Origin of the sequence: Hyella patelloides LEGE 07179, from assembly GCF_900659865.1 — a bacterium.
Lineage (GTDB): Bacteria > Cyanobacteriota > Cyanobacteriia > Cyanobacteriales > Xenococcaceae > Hyella > Hyella patelloides.
Map to the genome: position 1 here is coordinate 1 of NZ_LR214361.1, position 14,528 is coordinate 14,528.

A 14,528-nucleotide genomic window follows, 5' to 3' on the forward strand; every position below is an offset into this window, starting at 1 on the left:
CGGTGTTGGCGATCGCTTTAAATGTTTAAGAATCTGCAATTCTACATCCATTGCCCTCTCTACCTATCCGCTTCTAAATATTTCTTCTATTGTAATTCCCATCTCGGAAAGTGACATAAGAGGGTTAAATCTCGATTGCCAAACTGAGTCTGGATTTTATAAAAAGGTTCTGATAGAGGTCGCTTAGTAACCAGGTTAATTACACCCCCTGGTTCAATCTCACCAAACAACACGGAAGCTGGCCCTTTAAGTACCTCAATCTGCTCCAGATTAGCGGTTTCGGGAAAGCTTTGTCTAACTCCAATTTGTCGAAAGCCATTGCGTAGAACTGGGGCATCATCGAAACCCCGAATATTAAATCGAAGACCCCTACCTATATCTATGCCACCAAACGTAACACCGCTTACATTACGTAATGCTTCGTCTAGGCGAATCACCTGCTGTTCTTCAAGTATCTCTTGAGGAATTACCTGAATCGATTGGGGTATGTCACGGATAAGAGTGTCTGTCCTTGTGCCAGTTGTGGCATTGGGAACAACATAATTTTCTTCTGCTCCCTCACCAGTAGCAATAACTTCAATCGATCGATCTGATTCGATATCTGCGGTAGTAGCTTCAGGCGTAACGCTTAATACCAAGTTATTTCTACCAGATACTACCTCCGCGCTTGGTGCTTGCTCTGCTCCTGTAATTCTAACTCGGATACTATTCTCATTTACTTTATTAACCGTAACCCTAGTAATTCCTGGCGTGGGGTTAAGTTCTGTCACACCATTTCTAATCGAAAATGACAACGTCGCATCCAGAATCTCAATAACTAGATCGTTTCCTTCTGGCAGAATCAAGGGGACTAATCTTTCACTTCCTGCTACCGTTTCTAAGATTAGCTCCAACCCCTTAGCAGTCCGATTAACCTCTACTCCCGTGACCCTCGTAACCCCTTGAGCCATTAAATCAGAAACCTTATTTACAGAAGCTTCCTTAATTCTTATCTCCGTATCTCCCAGTCCCCTTGTCTCCCCGTCTCCCCGTCTCCTCTGCCTCCTCTGCTCCTCTGCTCCTCTGTCCCTCTGCTCCCCTGCTCCCCTGCTCCCCTGCTCCCCTAATCCTAACTCCTCTGCTTCTGGGAAACGCTGCGGATGCGCCCCAGCCACTTCTACTATATTAATCTGTCCACCAGCTAGGGCTAATATTAGAAAAAGATTCCAACCTTTTAACGACTTTCTCATTGCATTCTTCACATCACTGTTCAAGCTCAACTGAAAGTCAGGCAGTTTACCATATTAGCTACTGCCATGATTTTAAATATTGAGCTTAAAGCTAATAATTTTCAATTACTCGATTAGATTATCGGAATTGCCGATTACTTCCTAGAGATTTTGCGCCCCAAACGCATTTTTTTCTGACTGTTAATCGAGAAATTATCTTAAGCTTGTTTATTTAACGTTGCTGAATCAAAGTATGATTTTAAAAATTAGAGCTTGTTTATAAATCTTTAGAAGGCTTAGAGCTTAGAGGAGGGGCTGTCTTTTGAGGTCTCCTCAAAAGTTTACATTGTCAAGAGATGGGGATACGCCCCGTCTTAGGAGCTTCGGAAGCTCCGAACCTTATCATTATTGATTTCATACCTCAAATCAGCAACGCCGTTTATTTAACTAACGCATCTCCATGCTTGCATCTGAAACGCTTTAGGGTTGATGCCAAATTGGTGACGGAATGCTGTGGCAAAGCGACTGCGACTGGTGTAGCCCACTGTGGCTGCAACTTTTTCAATCGAAAGGTCTGAGGTCATCAACAGCTTTCGTGCCTGTATCAAACGGAAATCTCGTAAGTAGCCAAAGGGGGTTGTTCCATACACCTGATGAAAGCCCTGATTGAGTTTAAATCGATTCGTACCTACCTGTCGAGCTAGCATCCCTACGGTTGGAGGATTGACGCTCTGGTTTCTCAAGATCGCTTCTGCTTGGTAAATGCAGCTTAGATCGGATTCATTCAAGCGCGGTTGAATCATTGCTGCTAAGCGAAGAGTAACGAGCTTTAAAGCCTTTTGTTCCAAATAAGCACGGCGAGTTGCACCCTGGTAGGGACAACTGAGTATCTCTCCAATAACTCGTTTCATTAAAGGGGTAATTGGACTACAGGCTGCATAGTCAAGAGAGATCGCCTCAGAGTAAAGGGCATCAGTCAAAATTTGCTCGTAGGCTAGGTAAGAATCAGGATTTTTTGCCCTCTGCAAAATCTGCTTGAGCATTACCGCAGTACTTGAAGTGCAATATCCTTCTTGGTATCGATATATAGATTTAATAACCCGCTCGGCAATACAGTATGTTTGTGGAGAGAGACGCTCCATAAATGATTGAAAGTAGAATAGAAGTGTTGGTCGTTTAAAGATCACTTCAACCTCAAAAGTTCGTTTTCGATGACGCGCAATACTCAACTGTCTCAAACCACAGTAAGGAATAATAAAGCTGTATCCAGCATCAAAACCAGCAAGTCGAAATTCAAATTTGAGACAATCGCCCGTACTTAGTGGATCGATCGTTAAATATCGGTCGAGGGCATAATCTATAACAACAAGACTCAAATCATCTCTTAATAAAATTTCTTGCCTGTACCCCTGACCTAAGTGAGACGGATAGACAAGTATGCGATCGCTATTTTCGGAATGCAGCAGCCGTGGATCGCTTGGGCTTCCTGGCACAAGCCAATCTTCCCAGCTATTTAATGCTAGTTGCATCGTCATAATGTTGCTAACTACAAGCCCTAGCTTTGTTGACTAATAAAATTTATTAGCATTATATGCGATCGAAGTTGAGAAAATACTCAGGGGTCCAATAAACTATTACAAAGTAGGACAGACGCGGAAGCGATGCTCGTATTGTTTAGTAATCTATTTAGTTGCTATTGGAGTTAGTTTGTTGAAGCCCCCAAATGCTGTACAAAATTCCCCTATTTTGTCGCTAAAAAACAGTATCAAAGTACTGACTTTCGGGGGAATTTTGGTAACATTGATAAAAAACTATCGGCTCACAACCCTTACACTATGGAAGTCTGAGAGAGTGAGTGTCTATGTTTTCCTTCGGGGTTTACTGAAAAAATATAAAGTGTTCAAATAGCAGTTTCGCCAATCATTGCACCTTTAGCGATTCTAGCTATTTCTGTAGTCATAGTGGGGTTATCTTGCAAAAATACGTTTTAAAGTGTTGCGATTTGCTCTAGTTTTTGAGTCAGTGCAGATAAAAATATTGTTTCGGCAGAATGTAAAAAGAAATGATCTCCAGGAAACATTTGTAGTGAAAAACCAGTTTCACTATGTTCTTGCCAAGCTTTTAGTTCATCAATATTTACTGTCCAATCTTCTGAGCCACCAAAAACATCGATGGGACAATTCAAAGGTTTAGCCAGACTATAGGCATGAGTTTCAATCAGAGAAAAATCTGCTCGCAGGATTGGTAAAAAAAGTTCCATGAGTTCTTCATTGTTCAGTACCTCTTCTGGTGTACCGTTATAATCTCTTAGAGCTTGGATAAACTCAGACTGCGGTAAATTGTGAATGGGTGATTTTAAATCGGGGAGATGGGGAGCGCGGTGACCTGAGACAAATAGATGTAGAGGAGCTATATTATATTTGCTACGTAATAATTGACTCACCTCATAACTAATTAATGCACCCATACTATGACCAAAAAAAACAAATGGCTTATTCAGGTTGGGTAAGAGGGCTAGAACCAGAGATTTAATCAGAGGCTCAAGACGGTAATAAGGAGCTTCAAACATCCGAAATCCTCTCCCAGGCAGTTCAATAGGGCAGACTTCTATCTCTGAAGGCAAGCTATCTAGCCAGGTACGAAAACTTAAAGCACTACCACCACCATAGGGAAAGCAAAAAAGTCGTAATTGGGCTTGTGGTTTGGGTTGCGGACAGGTAATCCAAGAATTAAAGTTAGAAATAGTTTTCATCAGCAAATAAATTGTTATTATATCGAAAGTGCGCGACGATCTACTTTGTTGTTACTAGTCAAGGGCAAAGTATCCAGAGAAATAAAGCGCGATGGCACCATGTAGGAAGGTAGTTTTTGACTGAGGAAGTTTTGCAACTCTTTGGTAGCTAGATTTTGCTTGTCAGCAGGAACTAAATAAGCGACGAGATAGGGTTGATGTTGCTGTTTTCCCCCAACAGTAACTACAGCATTTTGGATTGCAGGATGTTGTGTCAGTATAGATTCGATTTCTCCTGCTTCAATGCGATACCCTCGCAGCTTGATTTGAAAATCGGCTCTGCCTAAAAATTCAATGTTTCCTCCTGGCAAATAACGACCTAAATCACCAGTACGATAAATTCTTTCCCCTGTTCGTGGATGGGTGATAAAGTTAGCAGCAGTTTTTTCAGGGTTGCGCCAGTAACCCTGGGCTAGTTGTACTCCAGCACAATACATCTGACCAGCCACCCATACAGGACAATCTTCTAAATTGGACTGCAAAATATAGTATTTGGAGTTAGCCATTGGTTGACCATAGGGAATACTTTTCCAAGTGGGATCGATTTGTTGGATCGAATAGCCAATGTTCCAGATTGTTGTTTCAGTTGGCCCGCCAATACTGAGGATTTGCAATTCTGGTGCTAAAGCTTTAAGACGATTGACTAGAGATATAGGTAGCCAATCTCCTCCTAAAATAGCTAAACGTAAGCTTGATGGTAATGTCTCAGACTTTATTTCTAGATAGTTGACTAACATCTCCATCATTGCTGGGACTGAGTTCCAGAGAGTTACCTGTTCTTTCCCGATCGAATCCAGCCAGTGACGGGGAAATTTTGCAGCAGCAGCACTAGGCATAACTATAGTACCTCCAGCAATCAAAGCACCAAAGATGTCATAGACCGACAAGTCATGATTAAGGGCTGTAAGAGCTAAAATGCGATCGCCCGAACCTACTTGAAAACGTTTATTGGTGTGAATAACAACATTAACCACATTGCGATGGCTAATCATAACTCCTTTCGGTAGTCCTGTAGAGCCAGAGGTATAAATTACATATGCTAGGTCATCAGGTTGGGCTGGGGAAGTTAATAGAGAATTGCTGTCTGAGGATAAATCTTCTCGGTCAATTGATAGGTGTTGAATAGTAGATAGTAAGGGCAGCTTTTCTACTAACCAGGATTGAGTTAGGACTATATCTGTGGCACTGTTTTCTAGTAAATATGACAAACGTTCGGAGGGCAATTCAGGGTCAATCGGGACATAGGCAGCACCAATAGCTAAAATTCCCAATACAGCAACAATTTGCTCCCATCCTTTTTCCATGACTATCCCTACTAGGGTTTTGGGGCGAATTCCTAAATTTTGGAGACGACGACCAATTTGACTGGCACTGTGGGATAGTTCTTGATAAGTCAGGGATTTTTGGGGAGTAACGAGGGCTATTTTTTGTGGTTGCTGTTTTGCCCGTTCGATAAATAGACTGTAGAGTGTTTCTTCAGGGATGGGGGCGGTAGTGTTATTGATTTCTGCCCTCTGTTGTAGTTGGGCTGGTGGTATTAGCTGTCTGGTTGTTTCTTTCCAAGCTAGCTCCCGCTCTGATAATCTTTTTAGGAGATTACAGTATGCTTCCAGCATATCTGCAACCATGCCAGGGGGAAATAAATTCTCCAGAGCATTTAAATTAATTTCTACAGTTCCCTCTTTTTCTGCATATTGAAGTTGTAGCCATATTCTTTGGGAGGGTTCAATTGTGGATTCGCTCTGAGGTATGGAGGTAAAAGAGCAAGCTAAGATAGGTGTTAGTTTATCTGTTTGTTCTGTAGTCAGCTCCCTTAAGAGACTATTGAGATTAACTAACTGATATTCTGAATTTTGCTCTAGTTGGGTTTGGATCTGCTTCCCTCGTAATAAGAAGGATTGGGATTGGGCATAGTCGATCGATAGCAAACTAGTTGCCATATATTCTTCCCTATTTTGCTCCTCTTGAAGCCAAGCAGACGAGCGATCGCCATTAATGACATTATCAACTACATTAATCGTAAAACAGGGATTTTTGCTCCAGGTGGTCAAAATTTCAGTGTAGATGCTCAAGAGAATTATCTGGGGAGTCAACTGCGCTTGTTTTCCCCGTTGTTTCAATTGCAGCCAAGTTTTGGGGTCTATCTTCTGGCTATATTGAATTACTTGACCAACGGTCACAGCAGGCTCCGTCGTGTCTTGGTGCGCGTTCCTTGGGCGAGGCAACCTCGCCAGGGTCGCACCGCTTGTACGGCGGAGTAATCTGTGACTAGTATCTAGAGTATTAGGGTTATTATTAAGAGGTAAATCTGGTGCTGGATATAAGGAATTGAGTCGATCGCACCAATATAAAAGCGATCGCCGATCTAGCTCGTTATCCTCCAGGGTTGGTATATTTAATTGCGATTTATTAATCATGGCTTGTGATAAACAAAAATTTAAACAAAATTAACTAAAGCCAGGCGATAGCTATTACGAAACCAAGGCAAGGAAAAAAACAAGCGATTAAACCAGGAAAAACGTCGTAAATATTGCTCTGGAGCATTCCAATAGCTTTTGACTTCAAGTAGTTTATAACTAGAATTCCAAGCTTCAATTTCTTTGATATCTGCAATCCCCCAATTAAATCTGGCGGACATATTTTTCAGGGGAGCTTCACGTTTGGTTAAAAATGGCGACATGGAATCAAAGGCTAACTGAGAACCAGAAAAATGTTGTAAGAGATTGGCAAACAGTTGTTTTACCTGCTCTTCTGCCAGATACATCAAAACTCCTTCAGTGATAAACAGACAGGGCTGTCCTGATGCAACTTCTTTAACCAGATCGCACCAATCAGTATCTAAAGCAGAGGCGGTAATAAATTTACGGCGTTCAGTTTCAGTAAAAAACTGTTGGCGCAGTGCTATCGTGTCTGGTAAATCGAGATCGAACCAACGGACAGTACCGTTATCTAAGCGTTCAAAACGAGTATCTAGTCCTGCTCCCAATTCTACGACAACCCCAAAAGGATATCGCTCTAAATAATCTTTGACCCAATTATCCATCAGCCAACCGCGCAAACAGCAGCTAACCTGAGTACTATTGCTGGGGTTTAAACGGGTAAAATCATAATCAATTGCTGAAATAATTTCTGCTGAGTGGCGATCGCTAATAATGCTATCGGATCGTTTAAATTCTTCTGCTCTCGCCCACAGGGTAATTAAGAGGGTTTCTTGTATTGTACCTAAGTCAATTAAAGTTTTAGTATTCATAGAAATTTTCACAGTCCTAAAAGAGTAGCAATAATACCGCGGTGGATTTCCGATGTCCCCGCATAGATAGTCCCCGCAATAGAATCTCTCAGTTCTCGTTCTAGTTCATAATCAGTTATATAACCCCTTGCTCCGTGAATCTGAATCGCATCTCGGCAAGTTTTTACTAATCCTTCACTAATAAAGATTTTAGAAATAGAAGATTCTAAAAAAGCCCGTTTACCTTCTTTTTTGAGCCAGCCAATCTTGTAGATCATCAATTTAGCTAGCTCCAATCTCATTTTCATTTCGGCTATTTTATGGGATACAGCCTGAAAAGAACCAATATGTTGACCGAATTGACGGCGTTTGCGAGCATATTTAACGCATTTCTCTAAAATTCTTTCCATAATGCCCACATGACTGGCAAACAAAAAGCTTCTCTCCCAGCCAATGGTAGATTGAAAAATGTTATATCCCTGACCTTCTTTCCCCAAACAGCGATCGATGGAAACTTTACAATCTTGAAAAACTAATTCCCCCATCGGTGAAGTACGCAATCCCGATAGTGACAATTCTTTTTCAATTGTCAAACCAGGGAGATTTTTGTCAATAATAAAGGTAGAGATACCTTTTTGAATGTCTAGATCTGGGTTGGTACGGGCAAAAGCAATATAAACATCAGCTACGGGAGCACTACTAACAAAAGTCTTTGTTCCGTTTAAAATATAATAGTCCTCGTGACGTACAGCTTCGGTTTTCATATCAAAGGCAGCAGATCCTGAATCTGGTTCGGTTAGAGCCTGTCCGCCGATAGATTTGCCCTCACAGAGAGCGGGTAAATATTTTTGTTTTTGGGCTTGGGTGCCAAAGTTGAGGATAGAAACGACACAACTCCAAAGATGATTGTTGATTGCGAAAACTAATCCATTATCACGACAACCATAACCTAACCCTTCTAATCCGAGGATAACAGTTAAAGGATCGTTACCTTGACCTCCATATTCTTGGGGAATAGACCAGCCTAAAATCCCAAATTCAGCACATTTATTCCAAGCTACTCGATCGAACTGGCTAGATTTGTCCTTTTCGATTAGGTCATGATTTAATTCTTGTTGGGCAAAGTCAACTACAGATTGACGAAAAGCTAGTTGCTCTGCGTCCCAGGCAAAATTGATACTCATAATTTAATTACTTTTGAAAGGGTTTCTTGTATTTCACCTAAGTCAATTAAAGTTTTAGTATTCATAGTCCTAAAAGAGTAGCAATAATACCACGATGGATTTCCGATGTCCCTGCATAGATTGTCCCCGCGATAGAATCTCTAAGCTCTCGTTCTAGTTCGTAATCAGTTATATAACCCTTTGCCCCGTGAATCTGAATTGCATCTCGGCAGGTTTCGACTAATCCCTCGCTAATAAAGATTTTAGAAATAGAAGATTCTAAAAAAGCCCGTTTGCCTTCTTTTTTTAGCCAGCCAATCTTGTAGATCATCAATTTAGCCAACTCCAATCTCATTTTCATTTCGGCTATTTTATGGGATACAGCCTGAAAAGAACCAATATGTTGACCGAATTGACGGCGTTTGCGGGCATATTTAACACATTGATCTAAAATCCTTTCCATTATGCCTACGTTACTGGCAAACAAAAAGCTTCTCTCCCAGCCAATGGTAGATTGAAAAATGTTATATCCTTTACCTTCTTTCCCCAAACAGCGATCGACTGGAACTTTACAATCTTGAAATACCAATTCTCCCATTGGTGCAGTACGGAGTCCTGATTTTGACCATTCTTTTTCAATTGTCAAACCAGGGAGATTTTTATCAATAATAAAGGCAGATATACCCTGTTGAATTCCTAGATCTGGGTTGGTACGGGCAAAAGTAATATAAACATCACCTAGAGGGGCATTACTAATAAAGGTTTTAGTACCGTTTAAAATGTAATAGTCTTCTTGAAGAACTGCCTCAGTTTGCATATCAAAGGCAGCAGAACCTGAATTTGGTTCAGTTAGGGCGTGTCCCCCGATAGATTTTCCTTGACAGAGAGCAGGTAAATATTTTTGTTTTTGGGCTTGGGTGCCAAAGTTGAGGATGGAAACGGCACAACTCCAAAGATGATTGTTGATTGAGAAGACCAATCCATTATCGCGACAACCGTAACCTAAAGCTTCTAAACCCAGAATTGTGGTCAAAGGATCGTTACCTTGACCTCCATATTCTTGGGGAATAGACCAGCCTAAAACCCCAAATTCGGCACATTTATCCCAGCCTGTTTGGTTAAACTGACTAGATTTGTCTTTCTCGATTAAGTCTTGATTTAATTCTTGTTGGGCAAAGTTGACTACTGACTTGTAAAAGGCAATTTGCTCTGGCGACCAAGCAAAATTCATACTCATAGTAAAACAAGTTTTTTCAAAGTGATTATGTGATGATTAATTACAACTAATGGGAATTAAATTAAACGTTAATTCTTGATAGTTGATAAGTCTGGTTGAGCTAATTTCCAACTGCGTGCTTTTTGTCTGGAAGCCCAAAGTTGATGATATTTACCATTAGAGTCGGCAACTAGTTCTTCATGTTTGCCTCTTTGTACTATGCGACCATCATCAATTACCAGAATTTGCTGTGCTTTTGTAATAGTTGCTAGCTGATGAGCAATAATGATTAATGTTTTAGACTCTACCAAAGAGTTGATTGCTTGCTGAAGCAAAATTTCATTTTCGGGATCGACTGAAGCGGTAGCTTCATCCAAAAGAACAATTGGCGCATCCTTCAGAATGGCACGGGCGATCGCAATACGTTGTTTTTCTCCCCCCGAAAGAGTTGCGCCTCCTTCACCAACAATAGTATTGTAGCCCTGGGGTAATTGAATAATAAATTCATGGCATTGGGCTGCTTTGGCTGCTTCTACTGCTGCTTCAAAAGAGGCATCCGCTTTACCAAATTTGATGTTATTAAGGATGGTGTCATTAAATAGATAGACATTTTGAAACACCATACTGATATTAGATAAAAGTCGATCTGTTGGTAGATGTTTAATGTTGACACCTCCAATAAAAATTTCCCCCGCAGTAGTATCCCAAAAACGAGCAATTAAATTAGTAATCGTAGTTTTTCCCGAACCAGAAGCACCAACTAGAGCAGTAATAGTTTTTTCAGGAACGTGAAAGCTAAGATCTTGCAGTACGGGAGTTTCTTCGTAAGCAAAAGAAACGCGCTCAAATTCAATATCAAATTTTTGTAGTTCTTCTGATGGGAGATCGGGTTCTGTTAATGGGGGAGTATTGAGGACTTCTCTTACCCTACCTAAAGCAGCATTCATCATCCGCGTTAAAGCAGAAAATTCAAATAAGCTGTAGAGTGGGGCATAAAAGCGCAATGCTACTACCAAAAATAAGAGCAAGGTGGAAACGGTTAATTCCCCATCAAATAGTAAATAAGTACCTACAAAAATAATCAGTACAAATCCTAAATCTAAAACTCCAGCGAAAACCATAGCAGGAACTACTAGTTTAGTAGAAAGTCCCAGATTAGCTTCTTTATAATCATTTAAAGCATTTTCTAACTTGTTAAATTTAGCTCCAGTTTGATTAAAAGCTTTAATTACTGCTATACCTTGGATATATTCAATAATTCGCGAATTAGCCTCTACCACAGCCCGTTTTTCAATTTCAGTTAACTGCTGGAGTAATTTTTGACCTTTGACATAGATAAATAGAGCTAAGGGGACACCAGCCAGAGTAGCCAGAGTTAAACGCCAGTCGATCGCCAGTAAGAAAAGAGCTATAAATATAGAAGTTGCGATCGCACTAACAATCTTCGGATAAACCCAAGAAGGAATTGACTCGATCTTGGTCATATCATTGCTAACCAAACCGTTTAAATCCCCAATTTGTCTGTTATTAAAAAAGCCCATCGGTAGCTTACGAATATGGTTGCCTAGCTGTAAACGTAAGTCCCCAATCAGTCGAAAACTAGTAATGTAAATCTGACGATTAGCCCAGTAAAGAAATATCCCCTGCAAAAGTATACAGATACCCAAGGTGCTAAATAGCCAAACTGCTCGTTTTAAATCTAACGTTTCTGCAAATAATCCATCCAGAATTAGATAGAGAAAAATATAGGGGGCTGCTTCAAACAAAGAAGCAATTGTATATAAAATCGTTCCCTGAATTAGTTGAGGTTTCCTGTCCCCTGCAATCTCAAATAAGTCTTTAATCATAGTTTATGTGCCTTCTCTAATTGCCAACTGCTAAAGTTTCTTGTCCTTCAAATGTCCAGCCTTGGGCTGCTACGTGAGCCAACCACATATGATGGTAAAGTTCGCACTGAGCCAGTAGTTCTTGATGCTTTCCTTGAGCGACAATGTGACCTCGATCCAAAACGACAATGGAATCTGCTTCAGCGATGGTTGACAAACGGTGAGCAATAATTAACAGAGTTTTATTTTGAACCAATGCAGAAATAGCTTGTTGAATTATGGATTCATTCTCAGGATCGATAAAAGCGGTTGCTTCATCTAAAATAACGATTGGTGCATCTTTGAGGATGGCACGGGCAATAGAAATACGTTGTTTTTGTCCCCCGCTTAATTTTGCACCTCTTTCCCCAATACTTGTTTCATAACCATCAGGCATGGTGCTAATAAACTCATGACAACGGGCTATCTTTGCTGCTGCAATCACCTCTTCGTTAGTGGCATTGGGCTTACCCATACGGATATTTTCATAAATAGTCTCGTTAAACAGCAATACATCCTGGAAGACAAAAGCTAGTTGAGACATGAGATATTCTGTAGTTAGGTTTCTTAGCTCAACACCACCAAGGGTAATCTTTCCTGAATCGATTTCCCAAAATCTGGCAATCAACTTAGCAATGGTACTTTTTCCCGAACCAGATGGCCCAACTAAAGCAGTAATTTTTCCTTGAGGAATCACTAAATCAAGATTATGAATAACTTGTTTGTCCTCATAGCCAAAAGAAACATCCTGAAATGCGATCGCCAAACCATTAGGAATCTCTGACTGTTTTGGTTGAGTTATGGCAGGTTCGTCTAAGATGGCAGCAATGCGGGTTAATCCTTCTTGGGTTTTGAGATAAACATCGCTAGATTCTATCAGTTTGACTAGGGGTTTAGTCATACCCAAGCCCAGCAACAGAAAGAGAATAAAAGTAGGAATGGACAGGCTTCCTTTTTCTAACAACCAAACCCCTACAGGTAGCATTACCAATAAACTAAAAGGAATGCTCATGGTAAACAGCGTCCAGGGAATTAAGGATACCTTTGTCCATTTTTCCTCAAATTCGTGATATTCCCTGACTGAATTTTGATATTTGCCAAAGGATTCCGTTGTTTGAGTAAAGGCTTTAATCACAGGCATTCCTTGGATATACTCAACGATAGTGGAGTTCATCCGATCCTGGGATGCAAAGTAGCCTGTCATAAATGGCTGTAAAGATTTAAACATTAACTGCTGAGACAAGATAGCTACTGGTAAACCAGCTAAGGCTGCTAGAGTCATGCGCCAATCTACAGTAAATAGATAAATGGTCGTCAACAAAAAAGTAGCGATCGTTCCCGTCCCTTCAGGGATACCATGAGCAATAGTTAGTTCTAAATGCTCGACATCTTCATTCATGACTTTTTTCAACGCTCCTGTAGAACGAGAATTGAAGTAGCCCAGAGAAAGAGAGCCTAATTTTTCCGATAGTTGCAAGCGCAGGTCATAAAGGACATTATAAGCCGTAATATGAGCAAATGAGCCAGCAATACCCGAAAGAATCCATTTACAGATAATGGCAATCAAACTTGCGATCGCAAGTTGCCAGATATAACCTTGCTCTACAGGTGGACTCAGAAGCAGTTTGGCAATCAGATATACCAGGATAAAAGGAATTAAACCCAAAGCCGTTGCTAGAAATTGAAGCGTCACCGCTGTAATTACTTTCCTTCGATGGGGGGCTAGCAGAGACAAAATACTGACAGAATGATTGCTCATAAGTAGATGGGTTTAATTGATTTGTGCGATTGATGGTAGGGAGATAGAGTAAGTACCTGGGCATAATTAATTGTGTATTTTGGCATAGCAGAGGGAGCAGGGGAAGCAGGGGAGCGGGGGGGGGGAAAGATGAATGTGAGGACACTTCATTAATGTACAAATAATTTTGCTTACCTACTTAGTTGTATTTGTTATTTTTTTCAGGATTTTCTTTGGTTAAACTCTATCGACGCGCGATTTGCTCGAACTAAAAACTACTAGTTTTGGACTAGATAAGGTCTACTTGGTTTTTTTCCAGTAGTGTTCGTAGCCATCAGTTGAAATTAATTCGTCTTCAATCCCATTTGCCTGACGGAAATCATCCACCGCTTTTTGACAAGCATCTACTATGCCATAGTCATCGATAATTACGTAACCACCAACGGAAAGTTTGGGATAGAGATTGGTTAAAATATCCATCGTTGATTCGTACAAATCTCCATCAGCACGAATAACTGCTAATTGTTCTACAGGTGCGCTGGGCAATGTATCGCTAAACCAGCCCTTGATAAATTTTACCTGTTCGTCCAACAGTCCATAACGAGAAAAGTTAGCTTTTACTTGTTTTAAGGGTACAGCTACCTCATCAATTAGATGAAACCACCAACCAGCATCCTGGGGATATTTTTTAGCGTTGGGGGCTGGTACTCCTTGAAATGAGTCTGCAACCCATATCTGACGATCTTTGATGCCATAAGCTTGCAAAATAGCTCGCATAAAGATACACGCACCACCACGCCAGACTCCAGCTTCTAGAAAATCCCCTGGAATATCATTTTCCAAAACATCTTCAACACATTTTTGTAGGGTGTCTAAGCGTTTGAAACCAATCATAGTATGCGCTCTACCAGGAAAAGGGGTTTCCCCTCCGATGCGATTTTTCTCAACAATATTTTCAGCTCCAAAGTCATTTAACCATTCCAGAGGATTTTTGCCTCGTCTAAGGGCAAAGATTAAAACTTTAATGGCTGTGAAGAAAGGAATATTACTATCTACTTTGGAATCTAGGTAGATCCAATCTGTTACGCATCGCTTCATCAAGTCTAGATATAAGCTAGTAGAGGTATTTGTGGTCGGTGTTTTTTCTAGTAATGAAGTATAGTTCTGCATGACTTTACCAGTATTTACAAAGTGAAATTTGTGTAGCGAGATTGAAAGAAAAGAAACTTTAATTGATGAGAATTCTTCTTAATTATCCTCCACGATCGAACTTTGATTTATTAACTAATTGTTAATTCCTGCGGGTTTTTCTTTGATG

The 14,528-nt window shown here is 40.5% G+C and carries 10 protein-coding genes; all 10 read right to left on the minus strand.

Features of this window, described 5'->3' with window-relative positions; genetic code table 11:
- Positions 1-86: 86 nt before the first annotated feature.
- Positions 87-1,229, minus strand: coding sequence for a TonB-dependent receptor plug domain-containing protein (locus H1P_RS33720; protein WP_144875880.1), 1,143 nt, complete (start codon positions 1,227-1,229; stop codon positions 87-89).
- A 422-nt stretch (positions 1,230-1,651) separates the two neighbouring features.
- Positions 1,652-2,743 (minus strand): helix-turn-helix transcriptional regulator, encoded by a 1,092-nt coding sequence (locus H1P_RS33725; RefSeq protein WP_144875883.1) that lies wholly within the window; start codon positions 2,741-2,743, stop codon positions 1,652-1,654.
- Between the two features lie 452 nt (positions 2,744-3,195).
- The gene (locus H1P_RS33730; RefSeq protein WP_144875885.1) at positions 3,196-3,960 is read right to left on the minus strand and encodes a thioesterase II family protein; all 765 of its coding nucleotides are present in this window, start codon (positions 3,958-3,960) and stop codon (positions 3,196-3,198) included.
- A 17-nt stretch (positions 3,961-3,977) separates the two neighbouring features.
- A complete protein-coding gene (locus H1P_RS33735) occupies positions 3,978-6,416 on the minus strand; it encodes a non-ribosomal peptide synthetase (protein ID WP_144875887.1) in 2,439 nt (812 codons plus the stop codon).
- 20 nt (positions 6,417-6,436) lie between these two features.
- Positions 6,437-7,249: a class I SAM-dependent methyltransferase gene (locus H1P_RS33740; protein ID WP_144875890.1), complete on the minus strand. Its 813-nt coding sequence runs from the start codon at positions 7,247-7,249 to the stop codon at positions 6,437-6,439.
- Positions 7,250-7,257: 8 nt separating this feature from the next.
- The gene (locus tag H1P_RS33745; RefSeq protein WP_222427385.1) at positions 7,258-8,412 is read right to left on the minus strand and encodes an acyl-CoA dehydrogenase family protein; all 1,155 of its coding nucleotides are present in this window, start codon (positions 8,410-8,412) and stop codon (positions 7,258-7,260) included.
- 61 nt (positions 8,413-8,473) lie between these two features.
- Positions 8,474-9,628, minus strand: a complete 1,155-nt coding sequence (locus H1P_RS33750) for an acyl-CoA dehydrogenase family protein (protein ID WP_222427386.1) — start codon at positions 9,626-9,628, stop codon at positions 8,474-8,476.
- A 68-nt stretch (positions 9,629-9,696) separates the two neighbouring features.
- A complete protein-coding gene (locus tag H1P_RS33755; protein ID WP_144875892.1) occupies positions 9,697-11,454 on the minus strand; it encodes an ABC transporter ATP-binding protein in 1,758 nt (585 codons plus the stop codon).
- Positions 11,455-11,470: 16 nt separating this feature from the next.
- Positions 11,471-13,231, minus strand: a complete 1,761-nt coding sequence (locus H1P_RS33760) for an ABC transporter ATP-binding protein (RefSeq protein WP_144875894.1) — start codon at positions 13,229-13,231, stop codon at positions 11,471-11,473.
- Between the two features lie 279 nt (positions 13,232-13,510).
- Positions 13,511-14,380 carry a TylF/MycF/NovP-related O-methyltransferase gene (locus H1P_RS33765; RefSeq protein ID WP_144875897.1) on the minus strand — a complete coding sequence of 290 codons (870 nt, stop codon included), beginning with the start codon at positions 14,378-14,380 and terminating at the stop codon, positions 13,511-13,513.
- Positions 14,381-14,528 lie beyond the last annotated feature (148 nt).

Bases quoted from the DNA above. Each gene is read 5' to 3' on its own strand.
- H1P_RS33740 (WP_144875890.1), bottom strand. From the start codon at position 7,249: ATGAATACTAAAACTTTAATTGACTTAGGTACAATACAAGAAACCCTC.
- H1P_RS33765 (WP_144875897.1), bottom strand. From the start codon at position 14,380: ATGCAGAACTATACTTCATTACTAGAAAAAACACCGACCACAAATACC.
- H1P_RS33730 (WP_144875885.1), bottom strand. From the start codon at position 3,960: ATGAAAACTATTTCTAACTTTAATTCTTGGATTACCTGTCCGCAACCC.
- H1P_RS33735 (WP_144875887.1), bottom strand. From the start codon at position 6,416: ATGATTAATAAATCGCAATTAAATATACCAACCCTGGAGGATAACGAG.
- H1P_RS33720 (WP_144875880.1), bottom strand. From the start codon at position 1,229: ATGAGAAAGTCGTTAAAAGGTTGGAATCTTTTTCTAATATTAGCCCTA.
- H1P_RS33760 (WP_144875894.1), bottom strand. From the start codon at position 13,231: ATGAGCAATCATTCTGTCAGTATTTTGTCTCTGCTAGCCCCCCATCGA.
- H1P_RS33725 (WP_144875883.1), bottom strand. From the start codon at position 2,743: ATGACGATGCAACTAGCATTAAATAGCTGGGAAGATTGGCTTGTGCCA.
- H1P_RS33745 (WP_222427385.1), bottom strand. From the start codon at position 8,412: ATGAGTATCAATTTTGCCTGGGACGCAGAGCAACTAGCTTTTCGTCAA.
- H1P_RS33750 (WP_222427386.1), bottom strand. From the start codon at position 9,628: ATGAGTATGAATTTTGCTTGGTCGCCAGAGCAAATTGCCTTTTACAAG.
- H1P_RS33755 (WP_144875892.1), bottom strand. From the start codon at position 11,454: ATGATTAAAGACTTATTTGAGATTGCAGGGGACAGGAAACCTCAACTA.